This is a genomic window from Streptomyces sp. NPDC041205, from assembly GCF_055591765.1.
The window spans coordinates 524,502-545,487 of sequence record NZ_JBVIZH010000002.1; the positions used below are offsets into that span (position 1 = coordinate 524,502).

At 69.3% G+C, this 20,986-nt stretch carries 22 protein-coding genes; 12 read left to right on the forward strand and 10 right to left on the reverse strand.

Going from position 1 to position 20,986, the window contains the following annotated elements; genetic code table 11:
- Window positions 1–23 precede the first annotated feature (23 nt).
- The 6 genes from ACZ6BG_RS09260 to ACZ6BG_RS09285 all read right to left on the reverse strand — a co-directional run bounded on the left by ACZ6BG_RS09260 (window position 24) and on the right by ACZ6BG_RS09285 (window position 8,643).
- Entirely contained in the window at window positions 24–2,738 is a 2,715-nt protein-coding gene (locus tag ACZ6BG_RS09260) for a LuxR C-terminal-related transcriptional regulator (RefSeq protein WP_468998960.1), read from the reverse strand.
- The gene (locus ACZ6BG_RS09265; protein ID WP_468998963.1) at window positions 2,717–4,159 is read right to left on the reverse strand and encodes an aminopeptidase P family protein; all 1,443 of its coding nucleotides are present in this window, start codon (window positions 4,157–4,159) and stop codon (window positions 2,717–2,719) included. The genes ACZ6BG_RS09260 and ACZ6BG_RS09265 overlap by 22 nt, the downstream gene beginning before the upstream one ends.
- A 175-nt stretch (window positions 4,160–4,334) precedes the next feature.
- Window positions 4,335–5,798 carry an aminopeptidase P family protein gene (locus ACZ6BG_RS09270; RefSeq protein ID WP_468998968.1) on the reverse strand — a complete coding sequence of 488 codons (1,464 nt, stop codon included), beginning with the start codon at window positions 5,796–5,798 and terminating at the stop codon, window positions 4,335–4,337.
- A 591-nt stretch (window positions 5,799–6,389) separates the two neighbouring features.
- Window positions 6,390–7,202: an HpcH/HpaI aldolase/citrate lyase family protein gene (locus ACZ6BG_RS09275; RefSeq protein WP_468998971.1), complete on the reverse strand. Its 813-nt coding sequence runs from the start codon at window positions 7,200–7,202 to the stop codon at window positions 6,390–6,392.
- A 425-nt stretch (window positions 7,203–7,627) separates the two neighbouring features.
- The gene (locus tag ACZ6BG_RS09280; protein ID WP_468998974.1) at window positions 7,628–8,299 is read right to left on the reverse strand and encodes a nucleotidyl transferase AbiEii/AbiGii toxin family protein; all 672 of its coding nucleotides are present in this window, start codon (window positions 8,297–8,299) and stop codon (window positions 7,628–7,630) included.
- A complete protein-coding gene (locus ACZ6BG_RS09285; RefSeq protein ID WP_468998976.1) occupies window positions 8,296–8,643 on the reverse strand; it encodes a transcriptional regulator in 348 nt (115 codons plus the stop codon). The genes ACZ6BG_RS09280 and ACZ6BG_RS09285 overlap by 4 nt, the downstream gene beginning before the upstream one ends.
- 804 nt (window positions 8,644–9,447) lie before the next feature.
- Between ACZ6BG_RS09285 and ACZ6BG_RS09290 the strand changes: the two genes are divergently transcribed.
- Window positions 9,448–9,681 (forward strand): YozE family protein, encoded by a 234-nt coding sequence (locus ACZ6BG_RS09290; RefSeq protein ID WP_468998978.1) that lies wholly within the window; start codon window positions 9,448–9,450, stop codon window positions 9,679–9,681.
- A 19-nt stretch (window positions 9,682–9,700) separates the two neighbouring features.
- Here the strand turns inward: ACZ6BG_RS09290 and ACZ6BG_RS09295 are convergent, their stop codons facing one another.
- On the reverse strand, window positions 9,701–10,261 hold the full coding sequence (locus tag ACZ6BG_RS09295; protein ID WP_468998983.1) for a hypothetical protein: 561 nt from the start codon (window positions 10,259–10,261) through the stop codon (window positions 9,701–9,703).
- Window positions 10,262–10,652: 391 nt separating this feature from the next.
- On the opposite strand from ACZ6BG_RS09295, the gene ACZ6BG_RS09300 reads away from it, so the two are divergent.
- Both ACZ6BG_RS09300 and ACZ6BG_RS09305 read left to right on the forward strand, forming a co-directional pair.
- On the forward strand, window positions 10,653–10,976 hold the full coding sequence (locus tag ACZ6BG_RS09300; protein ID WP_468998985.1) for a hypothetical protein: 324 nt from the start codon (window positions 10,653–10,655) through the stop codon (window positions 10,974–10,976).
- 181 nt (window positions 10,977–11,157) lie between these two features.
- Window positions 11,158–11,487: a winged helix-turn-helix domain-containing protein gene (locus ACZ6BG_RS09305; protein ID WP_468998988.1), complete on the forward strand. Its 330-nt coding sequence runs from the start codon at window positions 11,158–11,160 to the stop codon at window positions 11,485–11,487.
- Between the two features lie 112 nt (window positions 11,488–11,599).
- Here ACZ6BG_RS09305 and ACZ6BG_RS09310 read toward each other — a convergent pair whose 3' ends face one another.
- Complete coding sequence (locus tag ACZ6BG_RS09310) at window positions 11,600–12,586, reverse strand: hypothetical protein (RefSeq protein ID WP_468998991.1); 987 nt, start codon at window positions 12,584–12,586, stop codon at window positions 11,600–11,602.
- Window positions 12,587–12,843: 257 nt separating this feature from the next.
- Here ACZ6BG_RS09310 and ACZ6BG_RS09315 point away from each other — a divergent pair, with 257 nt between their 5' ends.
- Entirely contained in the window at window positions 12,844–13,290 is a 447-nt protein-coding gene (locus ACZ6BG_RS09315; protein WP_468998994.1) for a GntR family transcriptional regulator, read from the forward strand.
- 11 nt (window positions 13,291–13,301) lie between these two features.
- Complete coding sequence (locus tag ACZ6BG_RS09320; protein WP_468998997.1) at window positions 13,302–13,871, forward strand: HD domain-containing protein; 570 nt, start codon at window positions 13,302–13,304, stop codon at window positions 13,869–13,871.
- Here the strand turns inward: ACZ6BG_RS09320 and ACZ6BG_RS09325 are convergent.
- Both ACZ6BG_RS09325 and ACZ6BG_RS09330 read right to left on the reverse strand, forming a co-directional pair.
- Window positions 13,859–14,329, reverse strand: a complete 471-nt coding sequence (locus tag ACZ6BG_RS09325) for an NUDIX domain-containing protein (RefSeq protein WP_468999002.1) — start codon at window positions 14,327–14,329, stop codon at window positions 13,859–13,861. The two genes, ACZ6BG_RS09320 and ACZ6BG_RS09325, sit on opposite strands and share 13 nt — an antisense overlap.
- Window positions 14,326–15,096, reverse strand: a complete 771-nt coding sequence (locus ACZ6BG_RS09330) for a helix-turn-helix domain-containing protein (protein WP_468999006.1) — start codon at window positions 15,094–15,096, stop codon at window positions 14,326–14,328. The genes ACZ6BG_RS09325 and ACZ6BG_RS09330 overlap by 4 nt, the downstream gene beginning before the upstream one ends.
- A 313-nt stretch (window positions 15,097–15,409) precedes the next feature.
- Between ACZ6BG_RS09330 and ACZ6BG_RS09335 the strand changes: the two genes are divergently transcribed.
- The 7 genes from ACZ6BG_RS09335 (at window position 15,410) to ACZ6BG_RS09365 (ending at window position 20,868) form a co-directional block, all read left to right on the forward strand.
- Window positions 15,410–15,727, forward strand: coding sequence for a hypothetical protein (locus ACZ6BG_RS09335; protein ID WP_468999009.1), 318 nt, complete (start codon window positions 15,410–15,412; stop codon window positions 15,725–15,727).
- Complete coding sequence (locus ACZ6BG_RS09340; RefSeq protein WP_468999011.1) at window positions 15,724–16,179, forward strand: Pycsar system effector family protein; 456 nt, start codon at window positions 15,724–15,726, stop codon at window positions 16,177–16,179. The genes ACZ6BG_RS09335 and ACZ6BG_RS09340 overlap by 4 nt, the downstream gene beginning before the upstream one ends.
- Window positions 16,176–17,150 (forward strand): DUF2637 domain-containing protein, encoded by a 975-nt coding sequence (locus ACZ6BG_RS09345; protein ID WP_468999013.1) that lies wholly within the window; start codon window positions 16,176–16,178, stop codon window positions 17,148–17,150. The genes ACZ6BG_RS09340 and ACZ6BG_RS09345 overlap by 4 nt, the downstream gene beginning before the upstream one ends.
- On the forward strand, window positions 17,147–17,488 hold the full coding sequence (locus ACZ6BG_RS09350) for a hypothetical protein (RefSeq protein WP_468999017.1): 342 nt from the start codon (window positions 17,147–17,149) through the stop codon (window positions 17,486–17,488). Before ACZ6BG_RS09345 ends, ACZ6BG_RS09350 begins: the two co-directional genes overlap by 4 nt.
- Complete coding sequence (locus ACZ6BG_RS09355) at window positions 17,485–18,126, forward strand: GGDEF domain-containing protein (protein ID WP_468999019.1); 642 nt, start codon at window positions 17,485–17,487, stop codon at window positions 18,124–18,126. Before ACZ6BG_RS09350 ends, ACZ6BG_RS09355 begins: the two co-directional genes overlap by 4 nt.
- Window positions 18,127–18,133: 7 nt before the next feature.
- Window positions 18,134–18,520 carry an RRQRL motif-containing zinc-binding protein gene (locus tag ACZ6BG_RS09360; RefSeq protein ID WP_468999022.1) on the forward strand — a complete coding sequence of 129 codons (387 nt, stop codon included), beginning with the start codon at window positions 18,134–18,136 and terminating at the stop codon, window positions 18,518–18,520.
- A gap of 77 nt (window positions 18,521–18,597) precedes the next feature.
- On the forward strand, window positions 18,598–20,868 hold the full coding sequence (locus tag ACZ6BG_RS09365) for a P-loop NTPase family protein (protein ID WP_468999025.1): 2,271 nt from the start codon (window positions 18,598–18,600) through the stop codon (window positions 20,866–20,868).
- The last annotated feature ends 118 nt before the right edge of the window (window positions 20,869–20,986 follow it).

Below are 20,986 nucleotides of genomic sequence, written 5' to 3' on the forward strand. Positions count from 1 at the left end.
CCGGCGCGCGGGTGAGCGCCCCTTCACCGGCGCACGGGGTGGGCGTCCTTCTGGACGAGCGCCATCAGCTGGACCCGTGACCGCACCTCCAGCTTGCGGTAGATCCGGGTGAGGGCCGCCTCCACGGTCTTGACGCTGACGTAGAGGGCGGCCGCGATGTCGCGGTTGCCGTGCCCTTCGGTGACCAGTTCGGCGATCCGCCGCTCCGCGTCCGTCAGACCGGCGGGCCAGGCGCGCGCCCGCGTCCGCTCCGGCCGGGCCGGCTCCCACAGGGGCGCGCCCGCCCTGAGGAACACCGCGTCGGCCGCCGCCTGCAGTTCCCTGGCCCGGGCCGGGCGCCTGCGGCGCTGCTCGACGGACGCGTGCGCGAGGAGCACCCGGCCGCACTGCAAGGGGTATCCGAGCCGGTCGAAGGTGCACAGGGCGCGGTCGAGCAGGTCCTCGGCCGGACCGAACTCGCCCTTCGCCGTGCGGTACAGCGCCTCGGCCCGGTCGAGCGCGGCGAGCACACCGCGTCGGCCAAGGTCCTCGGCCCGGCGCCGGGCGTCGGCGATGGTCCGCAGGGCGGCCGGCAGGTCCCCGGCGGCGACCAGCGCCTCGGCGAGGTCGGCTTCGTAGCGGACCTCCGCGGGGTCCGCGATGCCCAGGTCCCGCACCAGGTCCCGGACCCTGAGCAGATCCGCGAGGGCTCCGTCGGTCTCCCGCAGCAGCAGCCGCGTCGTGCCGGACAGGTGCAGGCAGTGCGCGGCGAAGACGGTGTCCCGGTCCTCCTGCGAAGCGGTCAGGCCGAGGTCCGCGTAGGCGAGCGCCTGCTCCAGGGTGCCGCCCGCGAGTTCGGCGACCGCCGCCGCGTGCCACGGCGGGCCGGGCGAGGCGCCCAGGTCACGGGCGAGCGCGAGGAGCCGGTGTGCCTCCTCGCGGGCGATCGGGCCCTCGCCGCGGTGCGCGTGGATCCGGACGGCGCTGCCGAGCAGCCACAGCCGGTCGGCGGGGCAGTCCGGCGGGCGCATCTCGTCGAGGAGCCGCCCGGCCTCGTCCAACCGGTCCTCGAGCAGGGCGAATCCGACGGCGATGCGGCGCGGCTCCGCGGGGATCCGGCCGGCGCCGGCCGCCGTGCCCGCGGCCAGGGCACGCCGGAGCGTCGCGGCGTGGCCCGGAGCGCCGCGGCCCTGCTCGATCTGGGCGATCAGGGCCAGCGCCGAGGCGTGGGTCGCGACGTCACCGGCCCGCTCGGCGGCCGACCGGGCGTGCGCCAGCGCCTCGGCATGGCAGCCCCGGTGGAGCTGCAGGCCCCGGGCGAGCCGCAGATGCGCCGCCGAGACCAGCGTCGGCTCGTCGGCGGCGGTGGCGTCGGCCAGGGCCTGCGCCGCCACGTGCTCGACCAGGGCGGCGCCCCGGCTTGCGGCGTCGACGACGGCGAGCCGTGCCTGGGCGCGGGCCGCGGGCGCGGCCCGGCCGCGGTCCAGTTGCTCCAGCGCGGTGCGGGCGAGGTCGAGGCGTCCGGCCGCCTCGGCGTCCCGGGCTGCCGCGACCAGCAGGTCGTGCCGGGAGCTGTCGGGTCGGCCGCCCGCGAGGAGGCCGAACTCGGCGGCCCGGGTGTGGTCGCCGCTCGCCCGCGCGGCGGTGGCGGCGTCGGCGAGGGCGGGGACCAGCCGTGCCGGGAGTTCGGCCGGGGTCAGGGCCGACGCCTCGTGCCAGACGCGGTCGTCGTCCTCGGACGCGGCGGCGGCCAGGGCGAGATGCGCCTGGCGCACCGCCTCGCCGCTGGCCTCGGCGAGGATGCCCTCCCGTACGACCGGGGCCGGGAAACGCACGGTGCCGGCCACCCGGATCAGGCCCACGGCCTCGGCGTCGGCGAGGGCCGCGTCGGCGGACGGGCCCGCGGCGCGGCGGACGGCGTCGACCGACGGATCGGCTGCCAGCGCCGCGAGGAGCAGCACCCAGTGCACCGGGGCGGCAAGGCCCGCCAGCCAGGCCCTCAGTGCCTTGCGCACGTGCAGGGCCAGCGGCTGGGCGTCCAGGACCGCCGTGGTTCCGGCACGGGCCAGTCCGGCGGCGATGTCCGAGACCAGGCGGGGGTTGCCGCCCGTCGCGGTGTGGATGCGCCCGGCGGTCCGCAGGGGGATGCCGAAGGACCGTACGACGGCCGCCGACTCCTGCGGGCTGAGCGTGGGGACCGCGATCTCCACCGCGTCGCCGCCGAGGACGTCGTGCGGCAGCGGGCCGTCGGGCCGCAGCGCCGCGAGGAGCGACACGCTGCCTCGGCTGCGGCGTGCCGCGAAGCCGAAGACGTCCAGGCTGTCCGGGCCCCACCAGTGCATGTCGTCGGCGGCCAGCAGCAGCCTGGCCCTGCTCCCCCACCTCTGCAGGCACGACAGGACGGTGACGCGCAGGATCGCGGGGTCGGGCTCGGGCCCGGTGACGCGGCGCAGCACCCAGTCGATCGTCGACCGCTGGACGTCCGACAGTTCGCCGCTGACGTCCGGCGGGCACACGGTGAACAGGTCCACCAGGGGGACGTACGGCAGGTGGGCGTCGGCGGGCGCCGAGCTGAGCCTGACCACGGGGTCCCCGGAGGACCGCCACCCCGTGCACACCGCGTCGAGGACCGCGGACTTGCCGAACCCGGTGGGCCCGACGACCGCCACCGCACCGGCCTGCCGCAGCTCGCCGGAGACCTGGTCGACCAGGGGGCGGCGCGCCCTCACCGGTGTCCTCACCGCACCGCGTCCAGCCACGCCTCGACCTCGTCCGCGGCGCGCGGCAGACCGGAGGACAGGCACTGGGCGCCGTCGGCCGTGATGACGAAGTCGTCCTCGATCCGCACGCCGATGCCGCGCAGTTCCTCGGGAATCGTCAGGTCGTCGGGCTGGAAGTAGAGGCCGGGCTCGACGGTGAGCACATGGCCCTCCTCGAGTACGCCGCCCGCGTACGTCTCGCTGCGGGCGGCGGCGCAGTCGTGGCAGTCGAGGCCGAGCATGTGGCCCGTACCGCAGACGGTGTACCTGCGGTACAGGGCGTCCTCGTGCGGGACCGCCGTGCCGCCGGGCCGCAGTCCCCAGGCGTCGAGCCCCTCGGCGATGACGCGGGTCGCGGCGTCGTGGAAGGCGCCGTACGGTGCGCCGGGCCGCAGCGCGGCGATGCCCGCCGACTGGGCGGCGAACACCAGGTCGTAGACGCGGCGCTGGACATCGGTGAAGCGGCCGCCGATCGGCAGCGTGCGGGTGACGTCCCCGGTGTAGAACGAGTCGGCCTCGACGCCCGCGTCCAGCAGGAGCAGTTCCCCTTCCCGCACCGGGCCGTCGTTGTGCATCCAGTGCAGCACGCACGCGTGCGCTCCGGCCGCCGCGATGGTCTCGAACCCCAGGCCGTAACCCTCAAGGCGGGCACGCCGGTTGAAGGTGCCCTCGATCCAGCGCTCGCCCCGCGCGAGGCGGGTGGCGTGGGGCAGCTCGCCGGCGACGTCGTGGAAACCGGCGACCGTGTGCCCCACGGCGGCGCGCAGTTGCTCGATCTCCCACTCGTCCTTGACGAGCCGCAGCTCCGACAGGAAGGCGAGCAGTTCGGCGTCGGCCGGTGCGGTCGGCGGTACCAGCGCGTCGACGAGGGCGTCCTCGCCGCGCACCACCCGGGTCGGGACGTCGCCGCCGAGTGCCTGCTCCAGGTCGTCCCGGGCGGCCGCCTCGACGCCGAGGGCGTCGGCGGTCTCGGACAGGGTCCGGCGGCGGCCGACCCAGAACTCGCCGTGCTGCCGGTCGCTGTAGAACTCCGCCCCGTACGGGCCGGCGTCGCGCGGTGACCGGGGCCGGGTGAACAGGGTGACCTCGTGCCCGGTGCCGGTGGGCTCGAAGACGAGCACGCTGTCCGGCACCGCCTGCGTCCCCTGCTCGGCGGTGAGATGGATGAACGCGGAGTGCGGCCGGAAGGCGTAGTCGAAGTCGTTGCTGCGCACCTTGAGCCCGCCCGACGGGACGACGATCCGCTCCCCGGGGAACCGCTCGGACACCGCCGCACGCCGCTTGGCCGCGGACGCGGCTCCGGAGACGGGCGGAAGTCCCCGGTCCGTGTCCGCCCACCCGTGCCTGAAGACCTCGGCCACCGCGGCCGGTACTCGACGATCGTGACTCCGCGTCCCGCGCGAGCCGTCGTGCCGTTCCATCGCATGCCTCCCCGTCGTGTGGTGCTCTGCTCCCACTGAGCGTGTGGGGCTCCGCCCGCTGAGCGTGTGGCGCGTGCCCACTGAGCGTGTGGGGCCCTCCCCACGGAACGTGTGGGGCCCTGTCCACTGAGAACTCACCTGTCCGCCGCGGCCCCGTCGGCCGCGGCGGCAGCCGTCAGCCGCGCAGCCGGGCCATCCAGGTCTCCACCTCGTCGGCGGCCCGGGGAAGGTCGGCCGAGAGGTTCTCGTTGCCCTCCTCGGTGACCAGGATGTCGTCCTCGATCCGGATGCCGATGCCGCGGAACTCCTCGGGCACGGTGAGGTCGTCCGACTGGAAGTACAGGCCGGGCTCGACGGTGAGCACCATGCCCGCCTCCAGCGTGCCGTCCACGTACAGCTCGGTGCGGGCCTTCGCGCAGTCGTGGACGTCCAGGCCGATCATGTGGCCCGTGCCGGCCAGCGTCCAGCGGCGGAAGAGCCCGAGCTCGTACGCCTCGTCCGCCGACCGGTCGCCGAACAGGCCCCAGGCGGCCAGGTGCTCGGTCAGCACCCGCTGGGCCGCGTCGTGGAAGTCCCGGTAGTTGGCGCCGGGCTTGACCGCGGCGATACCGGCCGACTGCGCCGCGTACACCGCGTCGTACACCTTGCGCTGGACCGGCGTGAAGCGGCCGTCGACCGGCAGGGTGCGGGTGACGTCGGCGGTGTAGAGGTTGCGGCTCTCCACTCCGGCGTCGAGCAGCAGCAGGTCGCCCGGCCTGGTCTCGCCGTCGTTGCGGACCCAGTGCAGGGTGGTGGCGTGCGGTCCGGCGGCGCAGACCGACGCGTAGCCGACGTCATTGCCCTCGATCCGCGCGCGCATCCAGAACGTGCCCTCGATGGCCCGCTCCAGGGTCGGCGTGTCCGTGCCGAGGACGCGCACCACGTCCTCGAAGCCGCGCGCGGTGGCCTGGCAGGCGTGGCGCAGGTCGGCGATCTCCCACTCGTCCTTGACCAGCCGCATCTCCGACAGCGCGACACGGAACTCGATGTCGCGCTCGGCGGTCACCTTGTCGTGCAGGGCGGCGTCGACGTCCGCGTCGTAGCCGCGCAGCAGCCGGATCGGGCCGGTGGCTGCGGCGAGGCGCTCGGTCAGCGTGCGGACGTCGCGGCAGGGCAGGCCGAGGAGTTGCTCGTTCTCGGTGAGGCTGTTGCGACGGCCGTCCCAGAGCTCACCGTGGTAGTCGAGCCAGAACTCGCCGGACTCCCGGTCGGAGCGCGGGCGCAGGTAGGCGATCGCCTGGTGCTCGCCGTCCTGACCGGGTTCCAGGACCAGCACGGAGTCCTGCGACTGATCACCCGTCAGATAGACGTAGTCGGAGGACGGCCGGAACGGGTAGTCCGTGTCGTTGGAGCGGACCTTCGGGTTGCCGGCGGGGATCACCAGCAGCTCGCCGGGGAACTGGGCGGAGAGCGCCGCCCGGCGGCGCGCGGTGTGTGCCGCTTGCGCGATGGGCTCCAGGCCGCGGCGCTCGGTGTCCGCCCAGCCCTGCTTCATGTTCTCGGCGAGTTCGGTGCTCACGTCCCCGTACAGGCCGTTCTTCCGTGTCCTGTTCTCATCCGACTCCTCAACCACACCGGCCTCCTGAAGCGAATCCGTCACGCACGTTCCTCCTCATTCGCAGACAGTCGGCGTCCGCGCGGGCAGCCGACCGGAAAACCTCGAGAGAGATGCACCCGCCCGGGCAACCGCCTGTTCGGGCTTGTCGGGCAACTGCCTTTCCGGGCACACGCCTTGAGCAAAGTCGACAGCAGCGGCGCGGCGCACGACGAGCGTGGGGCACCCGCGCGGCTCGCGCACAGGCCCCGCTCGGGCCGGACAGCGCCTGACAAGCCCCCCTCAGGCCCCAAGGCGATACGGCTTCTTGCCGCGAGTGGCACTCTCGCAGACCCCCCGCACCCCTACTTCATACATATGTATGAAGTATGACGAATGCTTTTACGCCATCTGTCGATGGGCCGAAGCGGCCATCCCGCATAGTTTTTCCCCCGCTGCCCACAGCCACCCGGCAGCCGCCCGGAGCCAACGAAGTGCGTACGCACCGGCTCCGCGCCGGCCTCATGCCCCGACGCCGGATCGCCACCGGATCACCGCCGCATCGAGGCCGCATGGCCGCCGCAAGGCCGCCCATCACCGTCCCGGAGCACCGGGGAGGCCCTGCCCTCCCCCTCCACTTCTCCAAACCGAAGCCGCTCAGCCCCCCGCCGAGTCGAGGATCCGACGGGCGCGCTCCAGCAGGGGCTTGTCGACCATGTGCCCGTCCACCACGGTGACGGAGTCGCCCGCGGCGAGCACGGCCCGGGCCCACTCCCGTTCGCGCGCGGTCGGCGCGAACCGCTCCGCCACGACGGGAACCTGCGCCGGGTGGATGCAGAGCTTCCCGGTGAAACCGAGCCGACGCCCGTGGGCGATGTCGGCGGCGAGGGCGTCGAGATCCTTCACGCTGGTCGTCACACCGTCGACCGGAGAGCACAGCCCCGTCGCGGCCGACGCCGAGACGAGCCGGGAACGGGCGTAGGCGAGCGCCAGGTGGTCGTCGTGGGCGACCCCGAGCTGCCCGGCGAGGTCGGCGTTGCCGAAGGCGACGCGCACCACGCCCGGGGTGGCGCACACCTCGACGGCCCGCTCGATCCCGGCCGCGGTCTCGACCAGCGGAATCAGGGGCGACGCCCCGGCCGTACGGGAGGCCAGTTCCGCGAGTACGGAGGGGTCCTCGGCCTTGGGCACCATCACGGGCATGCCGTACCCGGCCGCCATCGCGAGATCGTCGTCGCACCAGGGCGTACCGGGCGCGTTGATCCGGACCAGGGCACTGTTGCCCGCACCGAGCCAGGCGGCGACATGGTCACGCGCGCGACGCTTGTCCGCCGCCGCGACCGCGTCCTCCAGATCGAGGATGACCACGTCCGCACCACTGCCAACGGCCTTGCCAAACCGATCCGCCCGATCCCCGGGCACGAACAGGAAACTCCGAGCCGCCTCAACCCGCCCCACGGACAAACTCACGCAAACATCACCCCACCATCACGAAACACCCGACCGCAACCGACCCAACGCCTGTGATCAGCACGAACTCCCCCTCGACGACCAACCCAAGAGCGCCATCATGCGCGGAGAACACCAACACCACACAACCCCACAGGGCCGACGCCCCCGACCAGACGGACCGCGGCAGGCTTCACCCCACGCGAAAGGCGCTGGACTCGGAAGGGGACGTACGGTGCAGGTTCTCCCTCCCTTCGTCGAGGCCGTGCTGGATGCGCAGCAGCATGGACGGGCGGATGTCCAACTCCCCGAGGTCCAGGGGGTCGCCCCGAGGACGACAAGAAGATCACAAAGGTTACGGGGTGGGCGCCGGAGGTCTGTGCGGCGAGGTGAGGGTCGATGGTTGGTGATCTCAGCGGTTGCAGGGGGCCGGTGACGGCATCGAGTCATGCATCGTCCGGGGCTTCCAGTTCCAGGAGCCGCTCGGCGATGTCGTCCGCCCACTCGTGAGCCCATCGGCGCATCCCAGCGATGGCCTGCTCGTCCAAGCCGTAGGCAGCAAACTCGGTGTCGTCGATCCAGTCCGCTCCGGCCAGACGGGCCTGGAGGTCCGTGAGGTCGAAGGTCTCGCGGGCATGGCGGCGACCGAGTTCTTCGAGTTCGGAGTGGCTCCAACGGTCCACGGCCGCCCGGACATCGATGAGATCGCGGGCGAGGCCACGGTCGGACAGCGCGCGGACCTTGGTGCCGACGACGTCTTCGAGGGAGAGGACGAGGCCGTACTCGGTCTGAACCGGCGGACGCCAGAGGGCTTCCTTGAGGACGTCGACCTCGCACTCTTCGCCGCTGTGCGGATCGGTGACGATCAGTCGTGCGGAGAGCGGGTCCGTCTCCAACACCTGCACCTGCCAACCCCGCTCCTCAAGCCCTGCGCGTACCGTGGCGGCGATCTTCTCCATTCCTTCGGGGTTCTCAGTGGCGACGTCGAGGTCCTGGCTCAGGCGGTTGACCAAGCCGTGTGCCTGTACGGCGTAGCCACCGGTGAGCGCGAGCGGATATCGAGTGCCCACAGCCAGTACGTCGATCAGCAGGCGACGGTGCAATTCGGTCAGGTTCACGCAGCGGCTCGACTGTTCGGGGCCAGTTCGGTGAAGGCGCCCTCCCAGACATCGCGGAGGTCCCGGCTGATCAGCGTGCGCAGGGTGGGCCACAGGCTGATGAGCAGGTCCCGGTTGAGGTACTGGATCAGGTCGTCGTGGAGGCCCTCGGCCAGAACGATGCGGTAGCAGCTCATACGCAGGCGTGGTTGATCCAGGTCGAACTCGGTCAGCCCGGACCAGGCGAGGTGCAGTGGCAGACGCACGGCCCCCTGGGTGGGACCGGCGAGCGCCGTGAGCGTGTCGGGTAGCCGCCGGGCGAACTTGGCCTGGCGGATCTCGGAGACGGAGGGCGGTGAGGCCATGCCTTGATTATTGCTCGAAGGCCGCAGACGCGGACGAGATCGGCAGCTTCGGAATCGTGCCGAGCGTCGGTGCGAGCGTGATCGCAACAGCCCCACAGACACCGCGCCCGGCCATTGCGCCTTCGCATTCCCCGGCACGCATGCGGTCGGCCCTCTCGGAGATCATCCCGAGGGGGCTGTGGACCGCTGTGCCTGGTCAGGCGCCGCCCCCCAGGGGCAGGCTGGCGCGCGGCCTTGAGTTGGTCGAGGTGCTGGAGTGCCTCACCGGGGAGCCCCAGTGCCTCGGCGAGTCGGCGGATGGTTGTGTGCGTGGCTCACGCGCTCCTCACGCACAACCAGTGGGAGACAACGAGAAACGGTCGGAGTCAGTGACACTGACTCCGACCGTTTCATCAAGGCATCCGCACTGGTCAGGACACGAATTAGGTCCCTGACTGGCGAGTGCCCCCGGCAGGATTCGAACCTGCGCACACGGCTCCGGAGTGGGTGACTGATTGCACCCACACACGCCCTCTGACGTGCAGCGGAGCGAAATGGGAGAGCACTGCGAGACGCAGTGTGTCGGAGGTGTGTCACCAGGAGCTGAGAGAGACAGATCCTGAAAGGAAGTCGCCTTCGGCTCCTACGTCCACCGAACATCGGCTTCGCCGAGGGCTGCAACACCCGGGGGGGTTGCAGCGCCTGCGACCGGCGCAAGTCGCATGTGGACAACAGCACGCGACCCTAGCGAGCTGCGGGCGGGAATGTGGCTGTGTCCCCCTCCGCGCTGGGTTAGGCCTAACTCTGCGGCGGAAGGATGGGGACATGCCCAAGCCAAAGAGCTTCACCACGTGGTTGAAGACCCATGCCGATCAGAGCAGCGCAATCGGGGATCTTGCACGGGACGTTTCCCACGATTCTGACTGGCCCTCAGGTAAAGGACTGCCAGGCCAGCGCACTTACCTTGAAGAGCGTGGAGCGATCCCTGCCGCCATTGAGACGCTTGAACGTGCGTGGACTCAGTACGAGGCGTATCGGGCGGACCAAGGCGATGCCTGAGCCGCTCAACGCGCCTCCCTCATCCATCTGCTTGCCGACGGGGCACTGGCACTTTGAGGAAGTAGGCTCGCACGGTTGCGACGTAGGCGGCCCGCTTAGTAGCGACGAGCGCCTCGATGCGGGGAGGGGCCGGCCCATCTGAGGTGCCACGAGGGCCGGTGTAGTTCGCGGCAATGTCAACGAGCGTGGGCAGCGTATCGCGCAGTTCAGCAGCAATTGCTGGAGTCTCCCCCTCGCCGATGATTGCCACTCGGTCCTGCGCAGCAGCGACACCGCCGCCAAGTCTCCATGTCATTTCAACACCGTCATTGAGGAGATCTGTAGCGTCTCCTTGCAGAGTTCCCACGCGGCTCTCATAGCGGATTTGGTCTGCTCGGTCGCAGATTCGTAGGGCTTCGCTGACCACCCCGTCGAACACGGTCAGAAAGTTGTAGTACGCCTCCTGTCTCTGAGCCCGCAACCACTGCTTGTGCTCCACCACCGCTTGGTCGCGCACCTGGCGTCGTCCGGCGTAGTAGCCCACCACCGTTCCCACGACTGCGATGATCGACGCGATCACGATTCCCCACGCTTCGGTCATGGGGCCATCTTCGATGGAGGCACCGAGTTTTGGTGCCTCCGCGGGCCAACATCGGTGATACGCCCGCGCGATAGCTCACATACAGCCCAGAGGGCAGGCATTCCGTCCGCGTCTCAGAGTGACCGCCTTGCCTGGACAGGGGGGACTGGCTCACCTGTTTGTGCAGGTCAATGCCGGTATCCGGATAGTCGGACAGGTGGGGCATAGTTCGGAGGTCGCCCTCGGCTCCTACTGCCCATTGAAGAGAGGTCGGCTTCGCTGCCGGGCTGCAACCCCCCAGGTGTTGCAGCCCTCTTTGATCCGCCCAGGACGCTCACCAGTACCTGCCTCCCAGCCATGATCGGGTCGAAGCCGTGTTCCTAGGCCCAGCACGGCGACATCCTTGGGAACCGTGGATGATGACAAGGAGATCGTGAACTTCTTCCCTGCAGCTGCCGGCTGGCGCGTCGCTATCAGCGATCGCCAGGACCAGGACATTCAGGTCGTGCCATTGATCGGTTGGGCCACGGTCCGAAGCGACGCCCCTCGTTCGATCGAAGGGCCTCTGGAACCAGTGATCTTGTGGGACAACGTCGACGAGCCCATAGTGAGCACCGCCGGGCGGACCATTAGCGACTGGAGCGAGAACCGTGCCTATGTGCATCAGATCCTCGCCCCAGGTGCTGAAGTACGTGAGGTGCCAGAAGGCTGGTCGGTGACCGCGTACGCGGGCTGATAAGCGTGTGAGATCGACTCCGAGCCGGACACCCCGGACAGGTCCACGTCTTACTGTCCGGGGTGTTCATACAGGTGAGAGGCATAACCGGACAGTCGGACAGGTGGGACATTGGTGTCGATCAACCGGGCGAGTGGCACGCTTGTAGAGGTGCCGTCACGTAACTGGAAGGGGAGGCCACGTGCCGCAGGCCAGTCCGAGAGGTACGTACTTGGAGGTCTCTGATTCCCTGCGCTGGAAGATCCAGGAGGGCAAGATCACCGAGGTCCTGCCGTCTCAGGCAAAGCTTATGAGCGCCCATGGCGTTAGCCGCAGCACCATCGAACGGGCCCTGGCCGTCCTCAAGAACGAGAGGCTGATCGAATCGGTGCAGGGGGCCGGTTGGTACGTGACTGGTACCGGGGTGGTTGCCTGGTTGCGCCTCGGTGCCCCATCTGACCTGCAATGGAGGTCGGCAGGAGGGTGCAGAGCGACACAGAGTGTGTCAGAGGTGTGTCGCGAAACGCGCTAGAGAGCCAGAGCGGATCGGAAGTCACCTCCGGCTCCTTCGCCTATCGAGAGGTCGGCTTCGCCGACGGGCTGCAACACCCTGGGGGTTGCAGCCCGCTCTGCGCGCGCACAGCTCAACCGGCCAGGCGCCCAAGAGACCGAACCAATACGGGCGTGTCCTCATCACCCCGCCATTGCACTACCTCGCATCGAGGTCGCGCATCGCAATTTCGGTTGAATTCTTGCAGCTCCTCGGAAATAGGCGCATTGGTCACGATGAGGACGTTCGCAGCGAGGGAAGGAAGCCTGGAAATCACCTTCTCGACGTCGCGTATTTGCAGCATCCCCCGGCGACGGAAGCGGATTTCTACCGCAATCATAGTTCCGCTTGGAGTCTGCCCGTAAGCGTCGAATGCATCGTCTCGGAACCCCGCTTCCGCATTCAACCCTCCACGCCCCAAGGCGTGCATCACGGAACGCTCGTATTGAAGCGCCTGGAACTTTGGGTCTTGAGACAACTCCAAGGCTTCCACGATGCGCTGCGCGGCAGTGATATACGACCGCACGCCGCTTTTCGTTAGAATAATATCGCCTTCATGTACGACTCGGTTCCGCAGATGCCGCAGGTCATCCACCGACCGGGCGAGCTCATCGGACAGCGATCCCATATTGACAAGAGCGCGCGAAGATACACGTGTGATTCCGTGCCTTGAGCCGGTGACTTTAAGGGATTTCTCCACTTCTCGCCAAGCGGCCATCACGGCGGCTGTTGTTTCCGTCTCGGCAAGCTCAAACAGATCAGAAAAGTCGATACCCTGTCGAGTCTGCGCTATTGAATTGAAATATCCATCCGGAGACTCTGGAGTCTCAGCTCCCTCACCCTCTGATTGCACTGCACCAACCGTCGCCAGTTGACTTGCCATTTCACTTTCAATTTCTGCGACTTCTTCAGCGACAGCGTCTGCCTGTTTCTCAAATGCCACCGTCCCGAGGGGGGTTTCAACTGACTCCACGCGGCCAAAGAGTGTTTTCAGTTGCTTCCTGAAGGTGAATCCGAGAATCAGTACGACGGCTGGCCAGATGAGTGTGCGGAGGTATTCAAGAGCCATCTGCCACGACATAGCCGAATGATTCCACGGCAGCACGCTACGTGTCAGGAAATTGAGTGAGCTCCCTCGGAGCTTGCCCGACCGGCCGCGCAAAGGCTGTGAGCCGCAGCGCGCGTGGGTGGACAGTCCGGACAGTAGCCCTGTATCTGTCCGGTCTCTTTCTGCAGGTCAGCGTTCTATCCGGACAGTCGGACACTCCCCCTTCCGGGACGTGCTGTGAGCCTCGTGGCACCCTTGGCAGCGAGTGCTGACGAGCGAGAGGAACCGAAGTGCCGGAGGCCAGTCCGCGCGGAACCTACCTGGTCATCGCAGAGGCATTGCGAACCGAGATCGTCGCGGGGCAGGACGTCGACGCCCTTCCGTCAGAAGCTGCGCTCATGGCCGCTCACGGCGTCTCGCGCAACACGATCCGCCGCGCCCTCAAGGCCCTGGAAGCCGATGGTCTCGTTCAGTCCGCACCAGGCATGGGCTGGCGCGTCATTCGTGACGGCGACCGCCGGTCTCTCGCGGAGCGGATGACCGGCGTGATCGCAGCGGACTCTCTCTCAGTCGGTGACTCCTACCCGTCCGAAGCAAAGCTCTGCGAGCGGTTCGGCGCCTCCCGCACCGCGGTGCGCCGTGTCCTCGCCCAGATGGAAGGCAGCGGTCTACTCGCCACCGTCCACGGCAAGGGGCGGACCGTACGCGCCCTGCCGACGCCCACGACCCACTCGTAGCCTTGACCCTCATGGGACTGACTGAGTGGGCGTACTCGCTCTCCGAATCGCTGCTGTCCGAACCGCTCCCGCGTCGGTGGGCGCACTCGCTGGGAGTCGCCAAGCGCGCTCGCTCACTGTCCCCAATCGTGGGTGACGAAGCCGAGTTGCTGGAGGCCGCCGCGGTTCTGCACGACATCGGGTACTCGCCGGCCATCGCCACCACCGGGTTCCACCCTCTGGATGGTGCGCGGTTCCTCCGGGATCAGGAGGGCGCCAACGAGCGGGTCATTCGCCTTGTGGCCCACCACTCTTGCGCGCTGTTGGAAGCCGAGGAGCGTGGACTGCGGCAGGAGCTGGAGGGCGAGTTCGAGCTGGAGCGTCCCGACCTGGTCGATGCCCTGCTCTACTGCGACATGACGACGACGCCCGACGGGACGCACACCACGCCGACCGAGCGGCTGGACGAGATCGTGCAGCGGTACGGCCCGGAGACGATCGTCGGGCGGTTCATCCAGCGGGCAGCCCCTGAGATCCACGCGGCAGCTAAACGCGTCGACGAACGGTTGGCCCACGCAGCTTCCGATAGTCAGCCGATGTAAGGCACCTGCCACGCCTCGAGGCCGTGCTGGATGCGCAGCATCATCGACGGGTGGATGTCGAGGCCGTCAAGGTCCGCTGGGTGCACCCACCGGACCTCCTTCGACTCACTGCTTGTTCGCAGCGAACCACCAACGGGGCGGGCTCGGAAGCAGATCGAGAACTGTTGGCGGACCTCGCCGTCGTCGTACGCCAGCACGTGCTCAGGGTCGGTGTAGAGCCCCACGATGCTGTCTATCTCGACGTCGATGCCGGTCTCTTCCGCGACCTCGCGCACCACGGTGTCGCCGATGCGCTCACCGATGTCGTGCCCACCACCGGGCAGTGCCCACAGGTCGTTGTCCGTCTTGTGAATGAGGAGCAGCCTCCCCGCGTCGTCCCGGACAACCGCCGTGACCGACGGCACGACCGAGTTGGCCGCCGGCGCATTCGGGTCGCGGAAGTAGTCGATCCGGCTCATGAGGCAGCACCTTCCCAATCGGCAGGTGAGGAGATCGGCCTCGCCGATTCCCAGACCTTCTCAGCGCTTTCGGCGTAGGCGTCGAACAGCTCGCCACCAGGCACGCGCCGTAAGTGCAGCACCGGGGCCATGTAGGCGCCCACGCCGTAGAGGTGGCCATTCGCCAACATCTCGTCGTCGGCCCGGTAGATCGAGTTGTAGAGGGTCGTGCTGTGCAGCCGGAACTCCACGCCGGGAAGGCCGAAGAGCGGGCCGTAGTTGATGAGCGCGTTGCGGATCTTCCCTGCCATCGCGCCGCCGATACCTTCGTCTTCGCCGCGCACTGCCACGGCCGGTGAGGTGGGCTCCCCCAGCATGAAGCGGACCGGCACTCCGTCGGCCGACTTCTCCTTCACGATGCGGTGGAACGTGGCATCTTCCGTGAGCCAGAATCCGGAGTACACCAAGAGGTCGAACTGTCGGATCGCCTTGGCGTAGAGGTTCGTCCAAAGGGTCTGCATCACCACGGACCTGTGTGGATAGAGCCTGACCAACTCCGCGCTGCCAGCGGCAGAGACTTCGGCCGATGTGCGTTCGTCGGGCCACAGGTACGACACTTCGCACTTCAGCAGTGAGGCCGTGGCGTACTGGAAGCGACGGTACGGCTTGCGCTCAGGATCGTTGATCCAGCGCTCGACCGTCTTGGGCGCGACCCCCAGCCGTCCGGCGACCTCATCGAGCGTCAGGCCCAAGTCCACTATCGCGCCGCGCAGTCGCTCGTTCGCCACGCCAACCTCCGTCATCTCAGGACGACTTGGTACGACTTCACGCTAGCGATGAACGACCCAAGTCGTACAGGCGCGGAGTCGAGCGTCGCCGCGTCCGGCGCCAGTCTGTAGGTACATCGAGGGCGAGGGGCTCGCCGAAATCCAACAGCCGAAGGGCTTGACGGGCTCAACGTCTGACCCCACGATGAGGTACACGTAATACATGTTCCTCATCATGAGGAGCAGGTGTCCGCGTACCTGCCGAGCAGCGGGACTCCCCAGCAAGGTCGCCCGCTACCGGCTTCTCCCTTCCTACGACCTACAGGAGAGATCCGTGAGCAGTACGAGGCTGCGCACGTTCGTGGCGGGCCACGAGGCCCTGACCTCCCACGAGTTCGTGGAACTGGCCCTTGGTACTCCCCTTGAGCTGTGGCTCGGGGAGGAGGGCGAAAGTGAGGTGCAGCGTGAGGCCCGCTTGGACGCGGCGCGCGACATCCTCGCCGACCCGGAGTACAGCGACCTCCCGGACACCGTGACCAGCATCGCCGCTGAGGTGATCGAGGCTCGTGCCCCGGAGCTGTTCAACGTCATCCCGCTGGCGCGGTCCGTGGGCCACCGTCGGTCGCGTTCCGGCAGGAGGGCTGCGGCATGAGCGCCCGTGAGCGGAACCTGACGGCCGCGCTGGCGGACGTCAAGGCAGAGATCTCGCGTACGGACAACAAGACGGGCCTGTTGCTGGCGTTCGTTGGCGCCGTGCTGGCCGGGGTCTGGACGGTGGCTAAGGGTGTCCCCCTGAACGTCGCCTCCGTCGTGGTCGGTGGTGCGGGCGTGGTCTGCATGGTCGCGGCAGCCGGTCTGCTGCTCCACTCGGTCCGCCCGAACCTGGGTGGGCGTGCACCGGTCGGCTTCCCGCTGTGGGCGACGCTCACCGCTGAAGAGATCGGCACCGAGCTGTCCGACGACCGGCGCGCGCAGCACATCGCCGTTCTGTCCCGCATCGCCGTTGGCAAGTTCACCTGCCTCAGGCGCGCAGTCGACCTCACCCGCGTCGGCGGTGCGCTCCTGGTCGTCGCGCTCCTGGTCGTGGCGGGAGGTGCGGTATGACGACGTTCCCGAACGTTGAGCGGTCGGCGGTACCACCGCTGTCGAAGCCTGAGACGTGGCTGTTGGGCGCCGTTGCCGTGCTGGCCGCTGTGGTCGGCGGCTTGGGGCTGGCGTCGTCGTTCGAGGCGGTGTCGACCGCGGGTGCCCGCTGGGGGTTCGCCCACCCGTGGATGCTGCCGGTGGGCATCGACATCGCGATTCCGGTGTTCACGGCGGCGTTCTTGCTGCTGATCCGTACGGACATGCCGCTGGGTTGGGTGCGGTTCGTGCCGTGGGCGCTGACCGGGGTGACGTGCTGGCTGAACATCGCGGCCGGGCAGTCGGTCTCCGCGAAGCTCGCGCACGGCACGATGCCCTTGCTGTGGGTGGTCCTGTCCGAGGTCGCCGCGCACGTCTACGCCTCGAGGATCGGCGCGGTGACCGGCCGGCGGATGGAGAAGATCCGGCGCTCGCGGTGGCTGCTCGCCCCGCTGTCCACCTTTGCCCTGTGGCGGCGGATGACGCTGTGGGAGATCACCGCATATTCCGACGCCCTGGGCCGGGAGCGGGAGCGGCAGTTGGCTCGCGCGCATCTGCGCGAGCGGCACGGCCGACGGTGGCGTTCAAAGACGCCGCGCCCGGAGCGCGTGCTGTTGAAGCTGGGTGAGTTGGCGCCGCAGGGTGAGGACTTCTCGCCAGCGCCGCCGCAAGACCCCGAGGCGAAGCCGGAGACGCCCAAGCCGCCGCGTAAGCGGGCCAGCAAGCCCAAGAGGAGCAAGGCGCCGCGGACACCCGCGGAACTGCTCGCTGAAGCGCGCGAGGCCACCGCCGAGTGGGCGGATGACGCGATCAACGCGGAGGCCATCCGGACCACGCTGCACTGCTCGGCAGCGAACTCCCGTGTGCTGCGGGACCTGCTGTTGAGCGAGCGTGCTGACGGCCGACGCCTCCACCCGATCGACAGCGATGACGGCAAGGGGGAAGCCGCATGAGCACCACGACCCTGGGTGACCAGGCCGCGGCCATCGCCGCCTGCTCCGTGCTGGCCAGCCGCTTCGCCCACCTGCCCGCCGCCCGCATCGAGATCAGCAACATGGTGGCCCCGCACGCGGTCACCGAAGGCATCCAAGTCAGTCTCCACGAGCGGCTGGACGCCTTCGAGGCCTGGCGCGAGGCGCTGGACATCACCCCGGACAGCCTGGTCTTCCGGCGCCTGCCCGAGTGCGTGTCGATGTCGGGGTGGGCCTTCTTCAACGGCATCCCCGTGCGCCTGATCGGCTTCGGCGACCTCCAGCCTGCACACTCGCGTGCGATGGGGGTGGCGGCGTGAACACCCTAGCCGCGGTCGTGCTGTCCGCACTCCCTCTGGTGACTGCTTGGGCGGTCCACGTGTGGTGGCTGCACGCTCGCCTGCACACGGCACGGCGTGATCCACTCACCGGCTTACGCACCCGTGACGGCTTCACCCGCCGCGCCACCGCACTGCTGAAGGACCCGCGCGCGGTCGTCATCCTCGCGGACGTCGACCGCTTCAAGCAGATCAACGACACCCACGGCCACGCCGCCGGAGACGCGCTGTTGAAGGCGACCGCGGACCGGCTTGCCCACCACGTCGGCCGCTCAGGGGTGGCCGGTCGGCTCGGGGGCGATGAGTTCGGCGGCGTGCTGCTCGATGAACACGGCAATGCCGCGGATCTGCTCGCCGTGTTACACGGCGTGCTCGCCCGCCCGGTCGAGGGTCAGGACCCGGCCATGCACACCACGGTCTCCCTCGGCTGGGTGCGCGCCGCCGACTTTCCCGCCGATGACCTGTCTGGCCTGTTGCGGCGGGCGGATGAGGCGATGTACGCGGCCAAGCTAGGCCGCTCCGGTACCCGCCGCGCGGGGCTGGGCTGGCTGTTCGCCACCATTTCCGGACGTCGCTCCGGGCGCACCGGCGCCCGTACCGACGCGCCAGTGGTGGGGTGACGACCTGATGTCCCCCGCGTTCAGCAAGTGCTACGACCCCGGCGGCACAAGGTTCGGTGTCCCCACCTTCCCGTGGTGGTTGGCCCCGGACGGCTTCGCCACCCGCCGACAGCTCCGTGCCCGTGGCTTACGGCCCGGCGGGCAGCCCGTCGCCGCACAGGTGATGCGTCGCTGCCGGGGGCGCAGGGCGGGGGTGCAGGTCGCCTACCTCTACCGCCTTGACCTCGCGCGGCCGGTCCGGCCGATGACCTCCCGCAAGTGGGGTGCGCTCGCCCTGGCGATGCTCGCCCGCCGCACCTGCCCGCAGTGCCGGACCGACGCCGGATACGTCATCCCGACCTCGCTCGGCACCTGCGTCTCCTGCGCCTATCCCGAGGAACAGCGCGCCGCCTGACCAGCTACGGGGCCCGGTCTCCAACCGACCAAAGCAGCGGCCGGGCCCCGCATCCCTCCCGAGAGAAGGAACCCTCAGTGAAACACCCCGACGACGACCACGAACTCTTCCACCGGCTCGAAGCCGAGATGAGCACCACCTGCGGCCTCACCTCCGGCGGTGAGCTTGTCGACCTCGACAAGGCCCGATCGGCTCGCACCGAGTCGCCCGACCTTGCGCCCGACGCGTCGTCCGACTCCGGACCCGACCGGTCGGGCGACCCGAAGCCGACCAAGTCGGCCGACTCGGAGCCGACCGAGTCGGGCGACGCGCGCCCGACTCTGGTGGACAGCCGGGTCCCGACGGTGTCGGGTCCGGGTCTGCTGGACCGGATCAAGGGCAGCAAGCGCCTGGACGTCATCCCGGCGTGGATGAAGTCGAAGGCGGAGTTCAAGGAAGGCCTCGCCTGGCTGGCCGGGCACGCCTGGCACACCGTGGCCTTCCACGCGGTACGGGTGCCGTTCCTCTACCTGCCCAAGCTGATCTGGCGCTCCCCGCGCGGCCTGGCCAACACCCTTGGCCGGGTCACCCGTTGGACCATGGATGCCGAGGGCGAGGCACTGCGGCAGCACGCGGCGACGCACGAGCAGATCGAGGAGTACCTGAAGCTCTCGCGCCAGCGGGACCGCCGGGTGCGGCTGCGCTCCTGGGTGACCGCGATCAGCATGCCTGTGCTGCTCGCCCTGGCCATCTTCCTCGCCTTCGGCGCGGCGCCGATGACGCAGGCCATCGCCGCGTTCCTGGCCGTGGTCGGGTTCGGTCTGGCCGGGGCGCCGGCGGATGCTCCGCTGGCGACGCGCGCGGTCATCAAGACCGAGGTGCAGAAGCTGACCAGCGACATCGTCGTCAAGGCGATGGCGTCCATCGGCATCGGCCAGATCGCCTCCGCGGTCGCCAAGGGCGGTGACGGCATCAAGTTCGCCGCCCCGATCACCCGCGAAGGGCCGGGCTGGCGCGCCGACATCGACCTCCCCCTCGGGGTGACCGTGGCCGACGTCGCCGACCGGCGCGCCCGGTTGGCTTCCGGTCTGCGCCGTCCGTTGGGCTGCGTGTGGCCCGACGCCGACCCGAACGAACACGAGGGCCGACTAATCCTGTGGGTGGGCGACCGGGACCTGTCCAAGACCGGCATGGTCAAGTGGCAGCTCTCCAGCGCCCGCCGTCACGACGTTTTCAAGCGCATTCCGTTCGGCGTGGACCCGCGCGGCCGTGCTCAGTCGGTGCCGATGATCCAGCACAACGTGCTGGTCGGCTCGCTGCCCGGCCAGGGCAAGACGGCCTCCGTGCGGGTGCTCGCCTGTGGTGCCGCGCTGGATCCGTCGGTGGAGCTGTGGCTGCACGAGAACAAGGGCACCGGGGATCTGGACGCGCTGGAGTGCGTCTCGCACCGGTTCGTCTCCGGCATCGACGACGACTCGATCCGGTACGCGGCCGACTCCCTCAAGCTCCTGCGCGCCGAAGTCATGCGTCGCGCCGCCGCCATCAAGAAGCTGCCGCGGGATCTGTGCCCGGACAAGCGCATCACCCGCCAGATCGCCGACAAGCGCTCGCTGAAGCTGTGGCCGCTGCTCGCCGTCTTCGACGAGTGCCAGAACGTCTTCAGCCACTCCACGTACGGCAAACAGGCCGGTGAGGACGCGGAGTTCATCATCAAGCTGGGCCGCGCGCTCGGGGTGGTGCTGGTGCTGGCCACCCAGCGCCCCGACAAGGACTCCCTGCCCACCGGGATCAGCGCCAACGTCTCCATCCGCTTCTGCCTGAAGGTCGCGGGCCAGTTGGAGAACGACATGATCCTCGGCACGTCGGCGTACAAGAACGGGGTGCGCGCCACCGCCTTCCGCCCCGAGATCGACGCCGGGAACGGCTACCTCTCCGGCGCCGCGCCACTGCCGGTCGTGGTGCGCACCGCCTACCTGGACGACCCGGCCACCAACGCCATCGCCCAACGCGCCCTGGCCCTGCGCAAGTCCGAGGGCACGCTGTCCGGGCACGCGGCCGGTGAGGAAGCCGACCACGCGTCCGCCGGTCCGTCCTACGACCTGCTCGCCGACGTCGCCGCGGTCGTGCCCGTCTCCGAGGAGCGGGTGTGGAACGAGCGCATCGCCGCACGCCTCGCGGAACTCCGTCCGGAGGTCTACGGCGGGTGGAAGGGCGAGAACGTCACCTCCGCGCTGAAGCCGCACGGCATCAAGACCACCGGCATCGCCGGTACGACCGACGACGGGCAGCGCACCACCCGGCGCGGCATCGTCCGCGCGGACATCGTCACAGCGATTGCGGAGCGTGACGGAAACAGGGGTGCGGCCTAGCGCCGCAGCGGTGCTACCGGTAGCGGGCCCACCTGCTACCGGTAGCACCCCCGATAGCACCCCAAATCCCGCTCCACCAGCGATCTAGCGCATAGCACCCCACCAGCGAAAACCCCAG